The following is a 20862-nucleotide window of genomic DNA, read 5'->3' as shown; positions in this document are numbered from 1 at the left end:
GCGTGCCTCCTATACATTCTGATGGTGAAGGATATTATGTGTATTTGTCTTCCTACTTTATTTATAAAGATCTCACAATAAAAAAGATCGCGGCTAAAAGATTTAATCAAAACACTCACTTGCTATCATTGGCGGGAGAAATTCAGATAACCGCGATTCATAATATAAATCGCACCAGTTTCCATAATAAGATCATCAATAATATTTACATCATGGACTTTACCACTTGTTATCTTGATAACAGTGGGGATATTCCCGCGTAAATCTGCAAATATCTATACCTCTACCCGATCCGCTTGTTAAACCTGCTCACGCCGAGCAAGAAAAGCATAATGCTGAAGATGGCAAGTAGCAAGGGGTCAAATCTTTTCAGCTACGTCATTAAAACCAAACCCAATGTGTCCCCCTTATCAAGGGATTGTAAATTACATTTTCCAATATCAAGAGCAAATCCTTATTTCCAATAAATCATCTCTCACATAAAAAATGCCAATATGGCAGGTTGTCCGAAATAATAACAGTGGAAAACTCTTTATTTAATGCCGCAATCTGATTTCTACTGAGCCTCTGCTCTATGTTGGTAAAAAACCGATCATATACATCCTGCTTTATACGCTTTATGGTATTCTTGTTATAAGACTCATACAGGGGAATATGTTTTGACAACCCGATAGGTTTTAGTATCTTACCTAACTCTATCATTGGTAAATATCCCGTAATTGTTGTGAACCAGGTAAAAATCGAACGAAATAAAGGATTCCTGATCCTTGAAACCAATTTCCGTAAAATGGTAACATGGAAAAACAAAATACGAAAATGGATTGGTCTATTATCGAGAGCATAATATAAGTATATCAAAAGAAGAGGGGAGTATTTTTTCAAATTTTTAACTTCATCAAGTGCGTCGGTGGGTAAATGATGTAGAACACCAAGACAGAATATCAAATCAGCGAAACTGTCTCTAAATGGTAATTTCTTAATGTCACACATAAAAAACAGAGCGTTACTGTCTTTTAAATTATTACGTGCGATAAATATCGATTCAGAAAAATCTACCAGTACAAGTTCCTTGCATTTGTCTCTCAGAAAGTAACTCCACCTTCCAATACCGCATCCGAGATCACAAACCCTTTTGTTTTTTATACTGTTCAAATCTATCAGATCAAAGTATTGAAGAAATTCTTGTTTATGCTCCGGTAATATTCTTGAAAATTTCTGCCACTCTTCACCAAATGTAAATTGAATATCTTCTGCGAACTCAGAGGATTTATTGTTTATTTTATCTGTAGTGATCTTTAATCTCTTTTTAAGATGTTCTGTATATTGTATTGGATCCAGCAAAACAATTACATCATCAACTATAGGATAAAAGTGTTTGTCGACAAGTAAGCCTTCCGAACTAAGGTTTACATTCTCTGTACCAAAGATATTTTTCAAGACCTCTATTTTGTCTGTATAATATCCCACTCTATTTCTTCCGCATTATCTCTTTTTATTTATAACTTCTTTTATAATCTTCAAATATACCGGGGCCCAGTCCTTTACCGAATACCGCTCTTCAACTGTTTTTCTTCCTGCCATACCAAGCCTTTGCCTTAACTCAGGATTTTCAATCAACAAAGATAGCTTCTCAACCCATTCTTTTTCATCTTTGGCAAGAAAACCATTGATACCATCCTGTATTATTCCTGTATTTACGCCAACAGGAGAAGCCGCGCACGGCATCTCCATAGCCATATACTGCAATACCTTCAATCCACACTTACCTCTTGTCCACTCATTATCCGGCAAAGGCATAATACCTATGTCAAATTCAGACATCTCTGTTAATTCCGTGTCCAATGACCATTTAACATTTTCGGTTTTGATACCATCAGGATTGTACCCCCCACCGATAATTTTTAGGCTGCAATTTTCAGGTAATCGCTTCCAGATATTATCAAGCAATTTAAGATACATAGCTGTAGATCCGCTGCCTATCCAGCCAATCACGACATTGCTTTTGTCTTGTTTAATATCTGTAGATTTATAATAATCCGTATCTACAATAGTCGGTATTACAGAGATGTGATCATTGTATAACTTTGCATGCGAGACGAGATAATTATTCCCCGCTATTATGTGCGTAGAAAGTCCTATTATCTCATCAAACTTCCTTTCTGATTTTATAAGCCTTTTTAAGAAAGGGCTTATGCCTGTTGTACTTTTAACCGGCATCCATATCGCATCATCAAAATCAAATATGATCGGTATTTTTCTCATTGAGATATACCTTTCTATCCATGGTCTGCCAAATAATATTGCCTCCCTATAAACTATTACTTCATCGTAAGACTTGATATCGGAGATATTGTGTATCTGTCTTAATAGGCCTTTTACCATTGCATTTGATTTCTCGAATAAAGAAGTGGCAGGATCGTTATATATGTGCATATACTCTGCACTGTTAAGGAATGCTCCTACCTTGTATTCAATGCCTGCTTCTTTAAAGTATGAGAGATATTGATATATGCGGAATCTGGGTCCAGGGGATTCTATTGGATGAGGCGATAGAATTAATATTCTCATAGTTTTATAATCAAAAGATTTCCACGATGTTTACGCCGGGGTAAAACGTCTATATCGTTATTCCCGCGAAAGAGGTAATCCGGAGAATGTATACCCACGTACTTGGGTATAACAGATATCCCGGTACAGGCGTCGGGATACTTCATTAAAAACTTCATAGAGTCGGTTCGTGTTTCATATTCTTTATCCACAGCAATCTAATGTTGTAATATCTTCCCTAAAGGGATCTGTTTTAAAAAATACCAAATTCCAAATGCTGAATATACTATATAAAAAGGCTCTATAGTAATGGTTCTAAATCTATTTTGAACATAAAAACCTACAGAGAAAATTATCATGGTTAAAAATAAACTTAAAATCCAGACATGTTTCCTAAAATCTTTTGTTAATGCTATTATTATCCCTAAATATCCAAACAAATAAATAGGTAAAGATACTATAAAACTCTGGAGCCATTTATTAAATGGATAATGTTTATAACTTACACCTGGTGTAAGAAATTGAAATAAATCTACTTTCTTTAGTTCAATAAATTTTCTTGGATTATCCTTAATCCATTGCAAAGCTTTTATAATATATAACTTACGGTCTTTTACCGCATCAGATGGAATCCAACTCATGCTTGCCAACCATTTGTATTCACTGCTATTGATTGAAGGGGTCGCAACCAAAAATTTATATGTTGATTCATTGTTGCCTGTATAAAAGAAAAAATCAGCTCCATTGGTTGAAAAAGTATAAACTCCATTAACTCGCAAATTATATAATCCGTACGGAAGCGTAAATAATAAGCATATTCCCCCAAACATAAGGCTATAGACCAATTTTCTTATTTTTGTAGTATTCATTGAAATAAAGATAATAAGTACAATGAATGGTGAGAATAATAATATATGCGATTTGGTTAGAAATGTAAGTAAATATAAAAATGCACTTGTAATTAGCGATTTAAGGTTTTGTTCTTTAAGAGCTTTTAATAAATAATAAATCGTTATTATAAATAAAGATTGAAAAAGCATCTCCTGTGAGAATGTTCCAACAAACCACATAGTCATAGGGAAGATTAAGTATATAAAAGCACTTAATAAAGGTATTCTTCTTGAATACTCCTCAAAAAGCAGTTCGGCTATAAGGTACAAATATATGCCAGATAAAGAGAACAATATTATCTGAACAAATATCATACCTATTATCCAGTGGTTACCAGTTAATAATTTGACAAAGGCTTCCAAATACGGATACAAAGGAGCTACAATAAAAATGCCAATATTAAGATTGAAATTCCCTGCAAGAATTTGATTACTTAAATGATTGTATCTCAAGTTATCATCAACCGAATAACCAACTCCAGTTGATTTCATTAAACGTGTAAACAAAACACCAATAAAAAAATAGGCTGAAAATAAAAGGAACAAATTTAGTTTACGATTTTTAAATAATAGTGCCGCATTTCTTTTCAGGCTTATTGCAAAAGTTTTCATATATGCTCCATTCCCTTGTTACAGTTTATCGTAAATCCACCTATACCTTTTCACCCCAACCTTTACGGATAATGATGTATCAACCATCCCCTGCGCTCTTTTATCAAAATCTGGATCGTTTATCAACTGCATTGCTCTATCAAACGCCCTTCTGTACTCCTTCTGCTCAAACTTATAAACGATAGAGCCAAGAGCATTTTCAAGGATTATCTCCTCTGTATCTCCTACGCCTGAATTCCCTATAACTGGTAAACCGCAGGATAAATATTCCGCAAGCTTGGTTGGAGATGAGGATTGCTTAGAAAAACTTGGTTTTATAAAGAATATGCCCATATCCGATGCCCACAGATATTTGTGCACTTCATCCGGTGATACCCCTTGAATCGTATGATCCTCAGGTGAAACGTCCTGATCCTTCAGTATGCGCAGGGCATAGGCATGCTCTGTTTTATTGAGCAGTAAAAAATGTGCCTTTGGCTCATTAGCCTTTATCACTTTGAAAAACTCAACCATTTTATCAAATAGATACCATGTGCCGATAGAGCCGGAGTAAACAATTACTATCTTATCATCGATATCGAGTTCTTTACGCATCTGATGACGCTGGTCTTCATCCAACAAACCCGCTTTAATAAATGTGCCTGTGTACTCATCTGAAAGACAGGTCGGGGAATTATTCCTATTAGGGAACCGGCTTGGATCAACGCATGTTGGGATAACGCTTATTGGAGCATTAATGTACGCAAAGGATTGAAGATAAGTTTTAATCTTATCTGTTAATACAACAATTGCATCCGCATTGATAAGCATTTTTCTTTCAGCCCATTTTGTAGTTTTGTAGCTTGTACTTTTTCTTGTCCACTGTTCAGCATCAACCTTTTCATCTGCCATCATACCTCGCATATCAAAGATGAATTTTGTTTTGAATATCTTTTTTAACATCAAAGCCATCATACCTGGAACATAGCTGCGTGCATGGACAATATAATAAGATTCTTTTGTAAAAAAGATTAGAGCCTTGAGGATTCCATACATTATATCATATAGGGAAGAAAAGAACATCGGATGTTTATGATATTTAATAGGGATCCATTTGATCCCGGCATTATCAAGTAAAGTTTGAACCTTTTTTTGCTCTGTCTCAAAGTCCTTTTCATAATGGTGCTCAAAAGATAATACTGTAAACTTATATCCCTGTTTAGAAAGCCCAATTATATAAGGTATCACCTGCGATTGTCCCAGCGGCTGACAGAGACCGTTGTAGGTAATATAAAGGACTTTGTTTCTTTTATTAATAGGATTGGTACATAATGGCATTAAACTGTAAAAGCATTTTATTTGACATAAATCAATTATTTGTGTAGCCAATCTTAATGAAGATTTTAATTACAGGCGGCAAGGGATTATTAGGCAACAGTATATTAAAAACAACCCCTTCAAACAAAGATATTATCTGGACATACTTTAAAAATCCCCCCCAAACACATGTTCCAAATGCAGTATACATGGACCTGAGTAATAAGGATACTGTTGAGCATGTTTTCAGTAATTTTATACCGGATTGGGTTATACACACTGCCGGGAATGGTAATGTTGATTGGTGCGAAAAGAACAAGGAAGAGGCATACAGAATCAATGTTGAAGGTACCGAGAATATAGTTTTTGCCTGTAAAAAGTACAAAGCGAAGATAATTTATATATCTTCGAATGCTGTTTTTGACGGTAACAATCCTCCCTATAAAGAAACTGATCTCGCAACACCTGTCAATTTCTACGGACATACAAAGATTATATGCGAACATATTGTAAAGGCTTTTATAGAGGATTCCGTCATAGTGAGACCAATCCTTATGTACGGCTGGGACAGCGAAGGCGAGAGAAGCAATCCTGTAACAAGGCTGGTCAAGACATTAAAAAAACATAAAACAGTAAAAATGGTTAATGATATTTTTGTAAATCCCCTGTATGATATGGATTGTGCACATGGTATTTGGAAGATTATAGAGAGTGGAAAAACCGGCACCTATAATTTCGCAGGTAAAGACTGTATGAACAGGTATGAGATGGCAATCGAAACTGCACGGGTATGGGGATTGGATGATAATTTGATAGAACCAGTAAAAAATGCATATTTTAAAGACATTGCTCCAAGACCGTTCAATACATGCTATGACACGACAAAAATGGAAAAAGACTTAGGCATAAAACCCCGTTCGTTTAAGGAGGGGTTACTGCTTATGAAAAAAGAGAGGGAATAATGCCTTTCTTTTCTATCGTAACACCTACATACACCCATGCCAATTTATTAGTAGAAACAATCAAAAGTGTACTTGATCAAACCTACAAAGATTTCGAACTCATTATCGTTGATGACGGTTCTCCTGATCATACAAAACAGGCTGTCGAGCCATTTCTATCTGATAGAATAAAATACTTTTATCAGCCAAACAAACGCCAGGGGGCAGCCAGGAATCTCGGGATCATAAATGCAAGCGGAGAATTTATAACCTTTCTCGATCATGACGACCTCTGGTCACCTCTGTTCCTTGAAACCTATTACAAGTTTATTCAGGGAAAGCCCGATACGCAATGGGTGCATGGTCCATTCTTCTGGTTTAATGAAAACTATTACTGGAAGGGCAATGCTTATCCTGTTGAAGGTTGGATATGGAAATTGTTGCTGAAAGGTAATCTTATAAATACGCTGACAATCGCCGTAAGAAGAAAGCTATTGGAAAATATCAAATTTGATGAGAGCCCTCTCATCTGGCCAAGCGAAGATTGGGAATTCAATTTTAGACTCTCAATAGCTTCACCCTGTTATTTTCAGCCATTACCATTACTCTTCATGAGAAACCATATAACAAGGACGTCCTCTACAACACAGCTCGTACAAATGGAAAAAGCTTACTTCTTTGCACTTGATAAAATGATACAAAATCCGTTTATGCATGATAAGCCTGCTCACCTAAAAAGCGCGGCATTGTCGCATGGTCACCTTTTTATTGCAGAAAATGCCTATGGGAGAAACCTTCAGGGACAACTGATGAAACATACGACAAATGCTGTTACAAATTATCCGTTTATTATATTCACAGAAAGATGGTTATCGCTGTTTATTAAAATATTTATTCCGGCATTTTTAAGAAATAAGTTGAGAAACCTGAAACAACGCCACCTTGCTAAAGAAAATAGAGACTCCCGGACCAATAGCCGGTTGCCAAGTGCATTAGAGCATTTATAACTGTTTACCCACCAAGCACTGTCTTGTATATCTTCAGCTTGTCTGCAACCTCTCGTTCAAGTGTATTGTTTTGCAGTACCCACTGCCGTGCCTCTTTCATCATGGGTTTGTATTTGTCAGGATGCAAGAGAACGTCTATTGCTGCGTCCGCCATTGCCTTCGCATCTCTATAAGGAACAAGTATGCCGTACTTGCCGTCCGCTATACCTTCTTTGTGCCATTCAAAGTCGTACACAACTATAGGAGTTTCAGCAAGCTGGCATTCGGGAATAACCCAGCCTGCATGCGGTGCAATAACAACGTCCGCTGTAGAAAGGAAGTTGGCAACAGCCGCCGTTGGTTGACTTTCTATAAAAAGAATCTTATCGGATAACCTGTATTTTTCTATTTCTTCTCTGAGATATTGCTTCAATGGCCCGTCTCCCACAATCCACATTACTGTGTCTGGAAGATCGTAATTTGAGAATAACTCTTCTGCTATTAGTGATAAATCCTCCGATCTCTTTTCTTGAATCAGCCTTCCTATATAGAGAACAACCTTTTTGTTTATTGAGTTATAGTTCGGTTTTAGATTTACTCTGTTTCCCGGAGGCGAGTAATGAGCCTCTTCCATTGAAAAATGATAACGGAAATATCGATCCCCAAGTTCATGAGGTATTATGCCATCATTCCAATAATTATCCCTGTCAGCCATAACACCGTTTGCGTGGAGCAGGGTAAAACGCAAGAGCCTTTTCTCGCGGTCGACGGTCTTCAGTATAGGGAGTTCCAGGCGTCCTTCTTCCCAATATATATTTTTAAAGTTCGAGCATACCTCCACGACATACGGCTTACCCGTAATCTTGGAAATGGCATAAGCAAGGCTTCCGAGGATAAAAGGCTCTTGTGAAAAGAGTACGCTGATGTTGTTTTTAGCGGTATAACGCCAGAGATACAATACATTATACATCAATGAAAGCGCTGTATTCAGATGCCTTAATTTGCCTTTTTGCAGCCATGTAAATCGTTTATTGCTGAGATATAAGATAGTATAGGTATCGTTAATCTTTTCTTTGTATGGTTTGAAAGGTTTATCCACCAGAAACACATAATGAACCTTTTTAAAATATCCCTTCAGATCTTGACTGAGGAGATCCTTTCTTTTGAACTTTGTTATAAAATCAGGATTAGCAATGCTGAAAATTAATATTGCTTTAGGATTATTTGTTCTGTTCAATCTCCACCCTGCACACTATATCAAAATGACAATCAAGAAAATTATAATCCGGTTTAACAATGGTATGTGTATCTGCCTTTCTAACAACATAACCTAATCCATGAAGTAGTTCTACTAACTCTTTTGCCGACGAATCTTGTCTTTTTAAGAAATTATCATCTACTTCGACAAATAATAGCGGTTTATGCCTCTGTAATATATGAAACGCACCTTTTAAAACATTATATTCGAATCCTTCTACGTCTATTTTAATTAAATCTATCTTTGGAACAGCATGAGTCTGAACGAATTTATCAATCGTTGTGACTGCAACGTTATAACTGGAATTTACCAGATCATCTTTCATACCATTAAGGTTTATATAAGCTCCGCCTTTATTTAAAGGACTCGGTGTGGTTAACGTAAATTCTCCATCCTGATTACCCAAACCCATGTTTGAGACTTTGATGTTGCTAAAATTATTAAGGCCTATATTTTCAATACATTTGTCATAAACTACCGGATTAGGTTCAAACCCGTATACAAAACCTTCACTCCCGACAGCTTTTGCAAAATTCAACAACATTATTCCGATATTAGTTCCCACATCAAACACCGTGTAACCTCTTTTACACAAAGCAATGGCATTTCCCAAAGCTATATCTTTGATTCCATAATAAAGCTGCCATTCCATCCAGTCGCTTATATCAAGCGTGTAAACGATACCATTGCGAACAACATTTCTGATCGAGTTTGGCCGGTATTGATAATTGTTGGGAGCCAACCTCACAATCAACGATCTGAAATCCCTGGACATGGTGTATTTTACCAGCAGCTTTTCCAATACAGATATTTTAAAGATGTTTCTCAATGAATTAAGAATTTTTGTTTTGAATCCGATTTTCAATTTATGCTTCCTATTCATCCGCAATGAATCAACGTATACGGTCTCGTACATTCTTACCATGGTGCGATATGAAAAATTCTTGGTTCCTCTCCCATCTGTGATCATTCCAGTGCAGGCAAATTAGCACAACCATAAAAGATTGCAACTACATAGTTATATGGGTCACGAAATCCGTATGCTCTCCGACTGATAAGCTTTATCTTATTGTTTCATCCCTTACACAACCCCATTGGAGATTCTGAGCTTGGTCCATGCCAAAATTCCTTCTTCATGCCTCCGCAAGAGATAGGCAAAGTCCTGGAGCAGTTTCAACCTGGAATGGGTCGCCCACCAAAACCATTGCTTGAGCCATCCTTGAGCCCATCCCTCAGAAAGGTACCCCCAAAAACCGTTGAAACGCCTCTTTGAGCAAATAAGCTCGTACAATGGGGAGATTCATTCTTAACATAGACCTCAGTGTCTCATGCTCTTTGTCTGTAAGATTCCATGGATTTTTGAGCCATAGGTAGCTTCGCTGATCTTATGAAAACCAAAGATAAGCTTTCTTTCAAAAATAATATCGACAAGTACTTGTCCAAACATATTATTTTTGTGCAGGGTTTTGATGGTTTATAGATGAAAATAGAAATTTTATCGTTTTAATACTGAGAGAGTACTTCAGTATAATCCTGCTTCCACGAAACAATGCGTCTCTTTGACTATAGGCAGCAGTATCTTTTTTGTATGTAAAATAGACTTTCTTTATAGAAGAAACAACTATCAGACGTACATTGACTATAAGGGTAAGAAAATACAAAAACACGATAGCATAAGAAGGAAAATGCTTTTTGTACAGGTAGAAATAGGGCTCATTAGTATGGTTATGAATACGTTTTTCCAGGATCATAGAAGGATTCTTAGGTATAGACTTACTACGGAAATGCACTATCTCTGCTAAAGGGAAAAGCTTTATTGCATATCCATTTTCTTTGACAGTCAGACATATATCCTGCTCTTCGCCTCCAAAGAAAAAGGTCTCATCAAAACCTCCTACTTTGTCAAACAATTCTTTTCTGATCAACATGCACGCCCCTGATATTTTATCTACCTCTACTGGAGAGAAAGACTTCATACGAGTCATTAGGTTATGATTACGTCTTCTATTGTAATAAGGATCAAAAAAGGTACCTAAGAATAGATGAAGTGGTGAATACTCCAAGAAACAGGTATACAAATCCATATTATTATCCTGATCGTATATTACAGGGCCCATTATTCCAATCTCTTTATGCTCTCTTATATGCTCCACCATCTCTTCCATGCCTTTTATAACTAGAGTATCAGGGTTAAAGATAAAGAGAACTTCGCCTTTTGCCTGTTTTACGGCAACATTATTTGCCTTGCTAAAGCCAAGGTTTGCATTGTTCTCAATGACCTTGACCCACGGGAATCGCTCGTGGATTGCTTCAATACTGCTGTCCACAGATCCGTTATCCGAGACTATAACCTCATACGGACATCTCTTTGCATCAATCTTATCTTGAATGGATTGGATACAGTTAAGGATGTATTCCTTTACGTTGTAATTGACGATGATGATGGAGAGGATGGGGGATTGAATCAATTTTTATTTAACCTTCAATTTCTTGTTAATATACTTCAAAAATGGAGAGTATAAAGAGGGAGCAATCCGTAAGAATCTTTTTATGTCCTCCCACCGTATGTCAAGATACCTATGAGCGAGGGTATTCCTTATTTTGGCGAGCTCTGAAAAGTCTTCTGCATCTCCTTCATTCTTATAAATATACGAAGCAATATGAAAAAGTACCTCTCTGGATGTCTCCGGGAGTTGTTCACCTTTTGTGGTTAATACCATCTTCGCAACATCCAGCGTGGCATTGATGATACATTCAACCCACCTTTCTATCTCCAGTCTTTTATTCCTTTGAGACTGATATTTTTTCCAATCAATTTCTTTTTCATAGAGCGATAGATAAGTCAGTTCTTTCTCTATATACTCTATATGAGGAATAATTTTAACTTTATCCGATTGCTGCAACCATTCTCTCCCTATAAGACTCAATAATATTCGTTCTTGCATATTCAGCTTCATCGCTTATCAGACATAAGAAATCCAGGAATATACTTGTATCTCTGATGAGAATGGGCACGCCTTTTCTTAAAATTTCATCTGCAACAATGGCACTTGCCCTATTGAGAACGACAAGGTCAACATCCTTTTTAAATAACATCTCAAGATCAAGAGCAATATGGTTTTCCTCTTTATATCTTTTCCCAAATGCTTCCCACTCTATACCTTTTTGTGGGGCAAAGTATACAGCGATATCGACGTCCCCGTCTGTACGGATTTTGTTCCTGACGGATGAACCAAAGAGGAACGTAAAAGCTATATCCGATCTCTTTACAAAATATTTTTTTAAAAGCCCCATCGCCTTCTTATCCATTGGGCAATCCCTTGAGGTAAGATTTAACCCAGAAATAATCAATATGCAAGGACTAATGCAGCACTATGCAACTTCCTTGATTTTTAACGAGATGCCGTCAACAACAGGCAAAGTACGGCGTTCCGCTACTATATATAAACCGTTTCCCTTTGATTGTTTTGGGTTTGATATTCATGAGCGGGTCAGGGTTTGAGTTTCTCGATAACGGCTTTTGCGACTTTGTAGTAATCTTTTATCGCATTTGGGTCATCGAGGATCCCCCTATAGTATCCGGCGATATGCAATGCCTTGTATAATTTTTCAAATTCCCTGGTAAGTTTCCCGTTGCACGGCGCAAGATACTTTCTTATCGCCGCTCTATATCCGTCCACGGATTGCGGCAAATCTTTCTCATCCACACCCCTGCTTACAAGATATTCATCTATGGCTTTCAGCACGGCAAGATAGGCAGTCGAGCAGGCTTCCTGGACGTATTAATGTCCGTATAGGTGTCATCCTCAAGGGGCGACTTGTGCAACAATACTTTTACATTTTCCAAACATCGTAAAGCCTCTCGCATTTCTCCACCTCTTTCTGATTAAACTATATCATCTTCATCTATCAAAAACCCGTCTTTAACAATAATACAGAGGATATGGTCGCACGAACATTATGTGGATAATTTTCGTAAAGTCAAGAAGTTGTGAGGAGTCATTTACTTGACATAATGCCTGTACCGCTGATAAATAAATTATCTATGACAATCCCTGAAACAGAAACACTCGACGCCTGCCCCAATTGTGGATCGAAAGAAAAAAGATTTCTTTTCACGAATACGGACAGGCTCCACGGGATTCCGGGAGAATTCGGGTTAAACCGCTGTATGAACTGTGCTGCCGTATATCTGTCCCCACGGCCGACGATCGAAGCTTTGCCTCGATACTATCCCGACGACTATGGGCCCCACCAAACAAGCGAACAGGCGTTTACTCAATCAGAGACCATGAGGGGATCGATGGACTTCCACAGAAACACCATTTTGAGTGAGGTTTATCATTACAAAGATTATGGAAACAGACCCAGGATAAAAACAACCATCGTTGCTAAGCTCGTTGCATACCTTTCATTCCCGTTATGGAAACGTGCTCGCTACGGTCTGTCGCGGATTACTTTTCCCCCGTATGTCCAGGGCGAAAAAACACTGGACATAGGGTGCGGGACCGGCAGTTACCTTAAAATGCTAAGAAATCTTGGATGGGAGGTCTATGGCTAAAGGATATGTATATTCCGCTCAAATCGGCAGGTGATTCCGGACAAATCGGCACCCCAATCGAAGCTTAAGCGACGCTGGCACGTTTTCCTGAAAAATAAAATGCGAAAAATTTGCAGTTGCAGTTTTTATCAGTTGTGCTAATTGATTTACCACATGATCACACGTTAGAAAATGGAAGTTAAATGATATCCATAGTTTGCGTATATAATAATCAAGATATTTTAAAAAATATTTTACTCAAAAGTTTGAAAACACAGACTACTAAGTTTGAGCTAATAACTATAGACAATACAAACCACAAATATGAATCAGCAGCTCAAGCACTCAATTTTGGTGGGGAGAATTCAAATAATAAGTATATCATGTTTGTACATCAGGATGTTGAGCTACATTCTAATTCATGGCTACAAGATGCGGAAACATATCTTGATTCAATACAAAACCTTGGAATAGCAGGTGTAGCAGGTATCTCTGAAAAAGGTAATACAGATAACGAAAGAGCGAGAAATATCATTAGACATGGTCCAGATTATCATGTATGGGGAAATAGCATTAACTCTCCAGAACCGGTTCAGACTTTGGATGAATGTCTAACAATTATACCTCAAACCGTCTTTCAGAAGCTTAAATTCGATGAGGGAGTATGTATAGATTGGCATCTCTATGCTGTTGATTATTGCCTTACTGTGAAAAGAATGAACCTCGCTGTTTATGTACTACCTATGTATATATATCACAAGTCACTGGGCTTTTCGTCATCTGAATATTATCAAACTGTAATAAATATATTAGAAAAACACAAAGATCATATTCAGTCGATTTATGCATCAGGCGGAAGCTGGAGCACAGCAATTGATATTACCAAACAATTGTGCGATCGTTTAGAAGAAAAAAATAATCTTATTAATGCAATTACTGCTGAACTGCAGCGGCGAGAGGAAATGTATACGTATAGCGGTCTATTCTGGAAGTTCCGGAATACCTATAACAAATTTATACATAAAGCTTTTCCTTATAGCTCCAGAAAGAGAAAAATTTATAGTTTCCTTCATGAAAGTTTAAAAAGTAATCCTCTTAAAGTAAATAAAGAATGAAAATCTCTGTTACCCATTTTATCAAATGAATCATAAAATAGAATATGAAACCATTGATAACTGTCCTGTATGCGGCTCAAAAAAGTCCGTTTATCTTTTTACAAACACAGATAGGTTGCACGGAATTCCGGGAGAATTTGGATTAAATGAATGTGGAAATTGTAAGGCTATATATCTTTCACCAAGACCGAGTCTAAAATCTTTGCCATTGTATTATCCGGATGATTATTCTCCACACCATTTGGATTCAATGGAAGCATCTGGCTTTCTAAGAGAAATAAGAAAACGTTTGAGGAATACAATTCTTTATGAACGTTATAATTATAAAAACTTCGAATTTCAACCAAGGATAAAGCCGGATTTGATTGGGAAGTTATTGGCATATCTATTATTCTTTTTCGGGGATAGATCGCGATATAATATACATAAGGTATTATTCCCACCATACACTAAAAATGGAAAAGTACTCGATATTGGATGCGGACCTGGTTATTTTTTGCATCTACTGAAAAGATTAGGCTTTCAGGCGTATGGGATAGAACCCGGTGAAATAGCGGCGAGTTTCGGAAGAAATAATTTCGGGCTTGACATAAAAAAAGGTACATTGCTTGATTATACATTCCCTGACAACTATTTCCATTTTATTACAATGACTCATGTACTTGAACATATACATAATCCTGTTGAGGTGTTAATAGAGGCAAAAAGGATACTTCGTCCTGATGGTATGATTGTGATCAGAACACCAAATATAGCCAGCTATGGATATAAAAGATTTGGGAAAAACTGGTTACCTATAGAGACGCCAAGGCATTTAATCCTTTACTCTAAAGAAAGTATTGTTGAGTTAGCAGATAAAACAGGATTAAAATTACATACGTTTTCTACAACTCATGTGAAGGGCATACTTTTTTGGGCATTAGGATATTCAGTACGGGACAAAAATAAAAATAATAAAGACTTTGGGTTTCCTGAACAATTTACAATTCCTCAAAAGCTATTCATTAATATATTAGATTTGTACGAAAGGGTTTTGATCTTATCAGGAAAAGATGTTGGCGAGGAACTGCAGGCAGTGCTTGTAAAGCGTTAAACCCATGTCCCTGTCCAAGACCTTGATCAAAAACGCCTTCAGCAACTATGCCGGGTTTGCCATCTCCGCGCTCGTCAGTATCTTCGTGTCCCCTTTCGTCGTCCACCATCTGGGCAATACGGGGTATGGATTATGGGCGTTGTTCCAGTCGGTGTTCGGTTATTTCGGCCTGCTTGACATGGGACTCGGTGTATCCGTAATAAAATACATCTCTCAATTCAAGGCCCGGGACGACCGGCAATCCATCAATACGTTCGGCTCGACGATATTCTTTACCTACACAATCATCGGCGGCGTCGCACTCGTCTTATCGCTTGGACTGGCCCCGATTATAACGCACGTCTTCAGCATACCTTCGGCATACAAACACATCGCATTCTATGCTGTCATTATAAGCGGGTTTACGACCGCCGTCGTGTTCCCTATGGGGTTTCTGGCGAACAGCCTATCCGCTCACCAACGATACGACCTTAGCAATGCAATAGGCATCATCAGGAGCATATTGTATGCGGCGAGCATAGTCTTCCTCTTGAAACATGGATTCGGGCTGTTGTCCTTGTTTATGCTGAACCTCGTCTTATCCGTTATTACAACACTGATAGCCGCTTACCTGGTGCTGGTAAAATATAAGTTTATATTGATAAAATTGCGTCTGTTTAGTCTTGACATGCTGAAGACGGCGTACAAATACAGCATATTCGTATTTTTAAACAGCCTCTCGGCGCAGGTATTGTTGAACATAGGAAACATGATCATAAGCATCCTCCTGACGGTCGAGCTTGTCACCTTTTACGCCCTTGCCACGAAGATAGGGAACGTGATCCTCCAGACGGTGTCGGCCATCGTCGCGATAACCTTGCCGGTCTTCTCTTCATTGTGGGACGTCAACGACAAAGAAAAGCTCAGGTTCACATACCTCGAGATAACCAAAGGGATCATGCTGCTCTCGCTCCCCGTTTCCATGGTAGCGATCATATTCAGCGAGTCTATATTGAACGTGTGGATAGGGCCAGGCTATCACCTTGCGGCGCTTACCCTGATATTCATCGTAGGGATCTTCTTTATCCATTACATCGGGGGCTATATCACGGGAATCTTGTTGTTCGGCATCGGCAGGCACAAGGCACTGTCCATAGCAAACGCCATCGCCGCCGCCGTCAACCTGCCTCTTGCCATAGGACTGACAAAACTCATAGAAATGAAATTCGGGCACGGTTACGGGATATTCGGTATACCTATTGCACTCGGGCTTTCGATGAACGCTGTGGACATATTTTTCCTGCCCTGGTACGTGAACAAGATCATAGAGCTGCCCAACAGGCAGTACCTCAAGACCTTCGTCAAACCCGTCCTTTTCATTGTCCCCGCAATCGTGGTCGCCCTGCTCATCAAGCATTACTACGAGCCGCACAAGCTGATCGTGTTTGTCCTTGAGAGCGCAATTATCGGTCTTTTCTACTGGGGGCTGTATTATCTGTTCGGGATGACGAAGGACGAGAGGGCCAGGTATCTGGGATACGTGAGTCAGTTTGTGGGCAAGAGTTAGAGGGGTATGAGTTCAGGAGTTAGGAATGGAATTCCGAGGCATGGGGTAAGTACCCCAGTTAGAACACAAGCCAAAAACTGATCTTCTACAAAAACGAATGAGCCTATAGCTCAAGTCCTCTGGCAAAGGCGTGGCGGGACTATCTACATCTATCTTCTTACCCGTTAAGTATAGTAAGATGTTGGTATCAAGTAAAAACTTAACCCCACTCACTTCGTATGTCTCTTTGGAACTTCTTGGAGGCTGTATTAAAAGCCCAGTAAAGTTGGGAATAAAAAATCAGATATTAGTTGTCTTTGTACCATTAATGGCTCTATAAATAATGATAAGGGATGCATATATGTCGGAATTGAGATTTAATTTTGTAACGGGTGATTGGGTTATCATTGCACCAGAGCGGGCCAAAAGACCCGAAGATTTTAGATTATCCGAAAAAAAAGAAGAGATACCAGCTTATGAGGTTGCCTGTCCTCTATGTGCCGGGAATGAGGATAAAACACCACCTGAAACATTCCGAATAAATAAAAATGATAACTGGGTGGTCAGGGTTGTACCTAATAAATTTTCTGCTGTTAATAGTGAAAACAATATAATAAGGCAAAGTACGGGTGTTAAAAAATTCATGACAGGTGCCGGACTGCATGAAGTCATAATAGATACCCCATTGCACAACGCGACTATCGCAACCATCCCTGTTTCAAATGTTGAAGACGTACTGTTCACATACAAAAGGAGGTTCCTTGATTTTTATAAGATCAGCTACATTGAGCATGTGATCATATTTAAAAATCATGGCTTAATGGCAGGGACTTCACTGCAGCATCCACATTCACAGATTGTCGGAACACCTGTAATACCCGGACAGCTTAAAAGCAGAATAGAAGAGGCTTTGAGATATTATGATGATTTTGGAGAATGTCTGTATTGTCTGATCCTCGAAGAGGAACTTAATGATGCAGTCAGGATCATATCTCAAAACGATTCTTTTGTTGCTTTCATACCGTACTCAGCATTATCGCCGTTCCATATATGGATATTTCCGAGAAGGCACATTGCATGTTTTGGAAGTATTACTGATTCAGAACTGCATGACCTTGCCAATATCCTTAAAGAAACATTATTAAGATTACATACGGGTTTAGGAAATCCAGATTTTAATTATGTTATACATTCGCTTTCACCTCAAGAATGCGAGGTCAAGTATTTTCACTGGTACTTATCCATCGTTACAAGAGTTACTCGGACCGCAGGGTTTGAAATCGGTACAGGCATGTACATAAACCCGTCATTGCCTGACAGCAGCGCCAGGTTTCTCAAGGATGTTAAGCTTTAAATATACCCGGCATAAATCCCAGCATACGTATAAAAAGAATAAGAATGTCTCCGAATACATTCAGGACTCCGTTTTTATTATGTATGCGCACAAAAAAACTATTCTGTTTCATTCTTCAATTTTTGTACTCTTCTAAAGAGATGCTTTATAAAATTATAGCTTAACGAAACAAATTCTCTTGGACTAAAGATGTTTTTGATGACTTTACGGTATGTTCCTTCACCAGATACAACCATAAAAAGAGATTCTTTTAAAGAAAGATCATCTTCGGCCATATCCAAAACGTGCTCTACGAATCCTGTTTTTATAGACAAAACAACTAAGGACCTGAAAAGTTTGCTATAGAAAAAATCAACTTTTAGATGCTTGAAAGCTGCCGGGTAAAGCTCCAGAGAATCTTTAGAAAACCCATCCTTTATCATTATGTCTGCTGCTTTTGCACCCGTTTCCAGTGCTATGTTGATCCCCTTGCCTTTATAAGGTCTTACCCATCCTGTTGCATCTCCAACTGCTACAAAACGATTTCCTATTATACCTTTTGCGGGCTTTATAGGGAACTTACCTTTGTAATAATCAAGATCGGAAAATCTTATATTATAAAGCATATTTTTAACAGGAGCGTATTCAAGAAAAGCATCCATATCTTTTGAAGTGATATGTTTACCTGCTATATTGATAATGATGTGATCCCCCTTGGGAGTTATTGCTCCAAACTCAAGGTTGTTTAACCCTAAAGGAATAAATGCATGTATCTTACTCTTGAATCTATCCTGTAGAATATCCCTGTCAATGTGTATTTTTGTAATAACCGTTTCAAGCACTTTTGTTGGTTTGGTATAGCCAATTGTATGCTTTGATGCATGTTCAAGTATGTTGGCCATACCATCATCAAGACCAAATGCACCAACAACCACATCAGCCCTTACAAAACCGCCTTCTGTATAAACATGGACACTATCGCTGTTGTTAAATTCAAGATCCGTTACCCGTGTTCTAATAATATGAGCGCCGAGTAACTGGGCGGTGTGAAGCATAAATCTATCAAACAATATCCTTCTCGTTGCATAAGTACCCTTTTCTCCGTGGAGCTCCAATTCTTTGTACGTTGAATAAAGATCATAACCGAGAATCTCGCGTCTAATAAGATCTTCGGGAAAAGGTATCTCAAGGGTATTATCAAAAATCTCTCTTATCGGATAAGAAAGCACACCAACACATTGGTTATAATGGTATGTAAAATCCTTACCTTCAAAGATGAACACATTTATATTCAATCCTTTTTTCTTCCCCTCTTTTAAAAGCTTTATCCCGGCAGATGCTCCTGCAGGACCTCCGCCTATTATTACTACAGTGGAGCCGTTAATGAGCTTAAAGTTATCACCTTTCATAATTAACCTTTCTTTGCAGTATACCCTTCACCCATAATTTAATAATCCCTATAATCTTAAAAGACTTTAAAAAAATATGTTTATAAGGTTTATCTCCAACAAACATATGCCACACAATATTCGATAACCATTGTTTTTTAACAGGCAAAGGCGATTCCTCCCTTATTAAGGAAATAGCTGCTAAACTTAAATGGTAATTAGATGCAATTGTATGGTGAACAAAAAACATGACTTTACCAAACCTGTTATCTCTTATAAGATTAGAATTGTATCTGGGATAATAATGTTCTTTAAATGCATTTTCATCAATGCCCTTGCTGATTGCTGTATCAGCAGCCCATTTGGCTGTGAAAAAGGCTGATTCAATGCCGTTTTTTAAGTACCTTGATACGCACGCATCTCCAATCATTACAACCCTTGTGTGAAATGGATTTTTAGCCTGTGTAACGGGTAATCTTGGGTGACAATGGCAAACGGGAGATAGTCTTAATCCATACTTGGAATCAATATGCAGCTCTTTTAATTCCCGGATCAATTCTGAAAATCGTACGTGCCTTCCTATACCGGTTACTGTAACATAACGTTCTTTAGGAATTGTTGCTGTAAATAGAAATTTAGAATGTTTTCTTGAAAAGATATTTATATAATTTGTTATATCATTTTCATGCAGCGATAAAAGTTCTGTCTGACATGTATGCCAGTATTTAGGCTCTTCATAGCCAAAACTTAAGTTTTTACCCAGCTCTGAGTTAACTCCAAATGCACCTACGACGAGTGATGCATTGAACTCCTGTATTTCGTTTTTTTCTGTTATATATTTTACAATGCACTTATCCTTATATGGATTTTTTGGAATCAATATATCTTTTACATTTCCGTATAAAACGGTTGCACCATATTCCCTTGCTTTCTTCAGTAAGAATCCGTCAAAACTAACAAATCCATCAGAGTCATTTTTTCGGGGTCCCATACCCCTGAATATGGTGTATACCCTTGAAGCCTGTCTAATGATTAGAGCGTCTTTATCATTAATATTAAGTTTGAAACCCTGGACATTCTTTCTTATAACGCTCTTATCAAATATGAGATCAAGTTCTGATATGATATTGACAAAATTACCACCAAGAACACCGGCGCACATGTTACATCCGCCGGGTCCATAGTTTGAAAAATATCTTCTTTCGAGTATGATAACGGATAAATTAATACCATATTTTCTTGCAAAGCCGATAACGTGCATTGCAAAAAAACTTCCTGCTGGCCCACCCCCTATTATTACTATTGTATCTCCATCAGCAAGCTTTAAATAATCCATGC

General features: G+C 37.9%; 20 protein-coding genes and 1 pseudogene. 7 read left to right on the top strand and 14 right to left on the bottom strand.

All coding sequences use genetic code 11. The features are described from left to right. Window positions 1–131 precede the first annotated feature (131 nt). The 6 genes and pseudogenes from M1381_08025 to M1381_08000 all read right to left on the bottom strand — a co-directional run bounded on the left by M1381_08025 (window position 132) and on the right by M1381_08000 (window position 5366). A pseudogene (locus tag M1381_08025) lies at window positions 132–266 on the bottom strand (IS4 family transposase). 202 nt (window positions 267–468) lie between these two features. Beyond that, window positions 469–1467 (bottom strand): class I SAM-dependent methyltransferase, encoded by a 999-nt coding sequence (locus tag M1381_08020; protein ID MCL4479026.1) that lies wholly within the window; start codon window positions 1465–1467, stop codon window positions 469–471. Window positions 1468–1482: 15 nt separating this feature from the next. Then, on the bottom strand, window positions 1483–2568 hold the full coding sequence (locus M1381_08015) for a glycosyltransferase family 4 protein (protein ID MCL4479025.1): 1086 nt from the start codon (window positions 2566–2568) through the stop codon (window positions 1483–1485). Continuing rightward, window positions 2565–2726: a hypothetical protein gene (locus M1381_08010; protein ID MCL4479024.1), complete on the bottom strand. Its 162-nt coding sequence runs from the start codon at window positions 2724–2726 to the stop codon at window positions 2565–2567. The genes M1381_08015 and M1381_08010 overlap by 4 nt, the downstream gene beginning before the upstream one ends. Before the next feature lie 39 nt (window positions 2727–2765). Next, window positions 2766–4049, bottom strand: coding sequence for a glycosyltransferase family 39 protein (locus tag M1381_08005; GenBank protein ID MCL4479023.1), 1284 nt, complete (start codon window positions 4047–4049; stop codon window positions 2766–2768). Between the two features lie 18 nt (window positions 4050–4067). After that, window positions 4068–5366: a glycosyltransferase gene (locus tag M1381_08000; GenBank protein ID MCL4479022.1), complete on the bottom strand. Its 1299-nt coding sequence runs from the start codon at window positions 5364–5366 to the stop codon at window positions 4068–4070. A gap of 56 nt (window positions 5367–5422) precedes the next feature. On the opposite strand from M1381_08000, the gene M1381_07995 reads away from it, so the two are divergent. Both M1381_07995 and M1381_07990 read left to right on the top strand, forming a co-directional pair. Continuing rightward, entirely contained in the window at window positions 5423–6307 is an 885-nt protein-coding gene (locus M1381_07995) for an SDR family oxidoreductase (protein ID MCL4479021.1), read from the top strand. Continuing rightward, the gene (locus tag M1381_07990) at window positions 6307–7293 is read left to right on the top strand and encodes a glycosyltransferase (protein ID MCL4479020.1); all 987 of its coding nucleotides are present in this window, start codon (window positions 6307–6309) and stop codon (window positions 7291–7293) included. Before M1381_07995 ends, M1381_07990 begins: the two co-directional genes overlap by 1 nt. Window positions 7294–7297: 4 nt before the next feature. On the opposite strand, the gene M1381_07985 is transcribed toward M1381_07990, so the two are convergent. The 6 genes from M1381_07985 to M1381_07960 all read right to left on the bottom strand — a co-directional run bounded on the left by M1381_07985 (window position 7298) and on the right by M1381_07960 (window position 12276). Beyond that, a complete protein-coding gene (locus M1381_07985; protein ID MCL4479019.1) occupies window positions 7298–8509 on the bottom strand; it encodes a glycosyltransferase in 1212 nt (403 codons plus the stop codon). Beyond that, window positions 8493–9413, bottom strand: a complete 921-nt coding sequence (locus M1381_07980) for an FkbM family methyltransferase (protein MCL4479018.1) — start codon at window positions 9411–9413, stop codon at window positions 8493–8495. Before M1381_07980 ends, M1381_07985 begins: the two co-directional genes overlap by 17 nt. A 565-nt stretch (window positions 9414–9978) precedes the next feature. After that, window positions 9979–10998, bottom strand: a complete 1020-nt coding sequence (locus M1381_07975; protein ID MCL4479017.1) for a glycosyltransferase family 2 protein — start codon at window positions 10996–10998, stop codon at window positions 9979–9981. A gap of 3 nt (window positions 10999–11001) precedes the next feature. Then, a complete protein-coding gene (locus M1381_07970; GenBank protein MCL4479016.1) occupies window positions 11002–11475 on the bottom strand; it encodes a DUF86 domain-containing protein in 474 nt (157 codons plus the stop codon). Continuing rightward, on the bottom strand, window positions 11417–11839 hold the full coding sequence (locus tag M1381_07965) for a nucleotidyltransferase domain-containing protein (protein MCL4479015.1): 423 nt from the start codon (window positions 11837–11839) through the stop codon (window positions 11417–11419). The genes M1381_07970 and M1381_07965 overlap by 59 nt, the downstream gene beginning before the upstream one ends. Window positions 11840–12021: 182 nt before the next feature. Beyond that, the gene (locus tag M1381_07960) at window positions 12022–12276 is read right to left on the bottom strand and encodes a DUF5618 family protein (GenBank protein MCL4479014.1); all 255 of its coding nucleotides are present in this window, start codon (window positions 12274–12276) and stop codon (window positions 12022–12024) included. Window positions 12277–12545: 269 nt separating this feature from the next. Between M1381_07960 and M1381_07955 the strand changes: the two genes are divergently transcribed. From M1381_07955 to galT, 5 genes are all read left to right on the top strand, one after another. After that, window positions 12546–13091, top strand: a complete 546-nt coding sequence (locus tag M1381_07955; protein MCL4479013.1) for a class I SAM-dependent methyltransferase — start codon at window positions 12546–12548, stop codon at window positions 13089–13091. Between the two features lie 182 nt (window positions 13092–13273). Continuing rightward, window positions 13274–14185, top strand: a complete 912-nt coding sequence (locus M1381_07950) for a glycosyltransferase (protein ID MCL4479012.1) — start codon at window positions 13274–13276, stop codon at window positions 14183–14185. A gap of 25 nt (window positions 14186–14210) precedes the next feature. Then, on the top strand, window positions 14211–15278 hold the full coding sequence (locus tag M1381_07945) for a class I SAM-dependent methyltransferase (GenBank protein ID MCL4479011.1): 1068 nt from the start codon (window positions 14211–14213) through the stop codon (window positions 15276–15278). A 4-nt stretch (window positions 15279–15282) separates the two neighbouring features. Continuing rightward, the gene (locus M1381_07940) at window positions 15283–16824 is read left to right on the top strand and encodes an oligosaccharide flippase family protein (protein MCL4479010.1); all 1542 of its coding nucleotides are present in this window, start codon (window positions 15283–15285) and stop codon (window positions 16822–16824) included. 340 nt (window positions 16825–17164) lie between these two features. Further along, a complete protein-coding gene (galT, locus tag M1381_07935) occupies window positions 17165–18157 on the top strand; it encodes a galactose-1-phosphate uridylyltransferase (GenBank protein ID MCL4479009.1) in 993 nt (330 codons plus the stop codon). Window positions 18158–18255: 98 nt separating this feature from the next. On the opposite strand, the gene M1381_07930 is transcribed toward galT, so the two are convergent. Beyond that, on the bottom strand, window positions 18256–19545 hold the full coding sequence (locus M1381_07930; GenBank protein MCL4479008.1) for a hypothetical protein: 1290 nt from the start codon (window positions 19543–19545) through the stop codon (window positions 18256–18258). Further along, window positions 19535–20860, bottom strand: a complete 1326-nt coding sequence (locus M1381_07925; GenBank protein MCL4479007.1) for an NAD(P)/FAD-dependent oxidoreductase — start codon at window positions 20858–20860, stop codon at window positions 19535–19537. The genes M1381_07930 and M1381_07925 overlap by 11 nt, the downstream gene beginning before the upstream one ends. Window positions 20861–20862: the final 2 nt, after the last annotated feature.

The organism is Deltaproteobacteria bacterium (assembly GCA_023382265.1).
GTDB lineage: Bacteria > JAMCPX01 > JAMCPX01 > JAMCPX01 > JAMCPX01 > JAMCPX01.
Note: the sequence above shows the minus strand (reverse complement) of the source record. Positions and strands in the feature narration are given on the sequence as shown.

Coding starts and splice junctions, on each gene's coding strand:
- M1381_08015 (MCL4479025.1), bottom strand. CDS start 2,568: ATGAGAATATTAATTCTATCGCCTCATCCAATAGAATCCCCTGGACCC.
- M1381_08010 (MCL4479024.1), bottom strand. CDS start 2,726: ATGAAGTTTTTAATGAAGTATCCCGACGCCTGTACCGGGATATCTGTT.
- M1381_08005 (MCL4479023.1), bottom strand. CDS start 4,049: ATGAAAACTTTTGCAATAAGCCTGAAAAGAAATGCGGCACTATTATTT.
- M1381_08000 (MCL4479022.1), bottom strand. CDS start 5,366: ATGCCATTATGTACCAATCCTATTAATAAAAGAAACAAAGTCCTTTAT.
- M1381_07995 (MCL4479021.1), top strand. CDS start 5,423: ATGAAGATTTTAATTACAGGCGGCAAGGGATTATTAGGCAACAGTATA.
- M1381_07990 (MCL4479020.1), top strand. CDS start 6,307: ATGCCTTTCTTTTCTATCGTAACACCTACATACACCCATGCCAATTTA.
- M1381_07980 (MCL4479018.1), bottom strand. CDS start 9,413: ATGAATAGGAAGCATAAATTGAAAATCGGATTCAAAACAAAAATTCTT.
- M1381_07970 (MCL4479016.1), bottom strand. CDS start 11,475: ATGCAAGAACGAATATTATTGAGTCTTATAGGGAGAGAATGGTTGCAG.
- M1381_07965 (MCL4479015.1), bottom strand. CDS start 11,839: ATGGATAAGAAGGCGATGGGGCTTTTAAAAAAATATTTTGTAAAGAGA.
- M1381_07955 (MCL4479013.1), top strand. CDS start 12,546: ATGCCTGTACCGCTGATAAATAAATTATCTATGACAATCCCTGAAACA.
- M1381_07950 (MCL4479012.1), top strand. CDS start 13,274: ATGATATCCATAGTTTGCGTATATAATAATCAAGATATTTTAAAAAAT.
- M1381_07945 (MCL4479011.1), top strand. CDS start 14,211: ATGAATCATAAAATAGAATATGAAACCATTGATAACTGTCCTGTATGC.
- M1381_07940 (MCL4479010.1), top strand. CDS start 15,283: ATGTCCCTGTCCAAGACCTTGATCAAAAACGCCTTCAGCAACTATGCC.
- galT (MCL4479009.1), top strand. CDS start 17,165: ATGTCGGAATTGAGATTTAATTTTGTAACGGGTGATTGGGTTATCATT.
- M1381_07930 (MCL4479008.1), bottom strand. CDS start 19,545: ATGAAAGGTGATAACTTTAAGCTCATTAACGGCTCCACTGTAGTAATA.
- M1381_07925 (MCL4479007.1), bottom strand. CDS start 20,860: ATGGATTATTTAAAGCTTGCTGATGGAGATACAATAGTAATAATAGGG.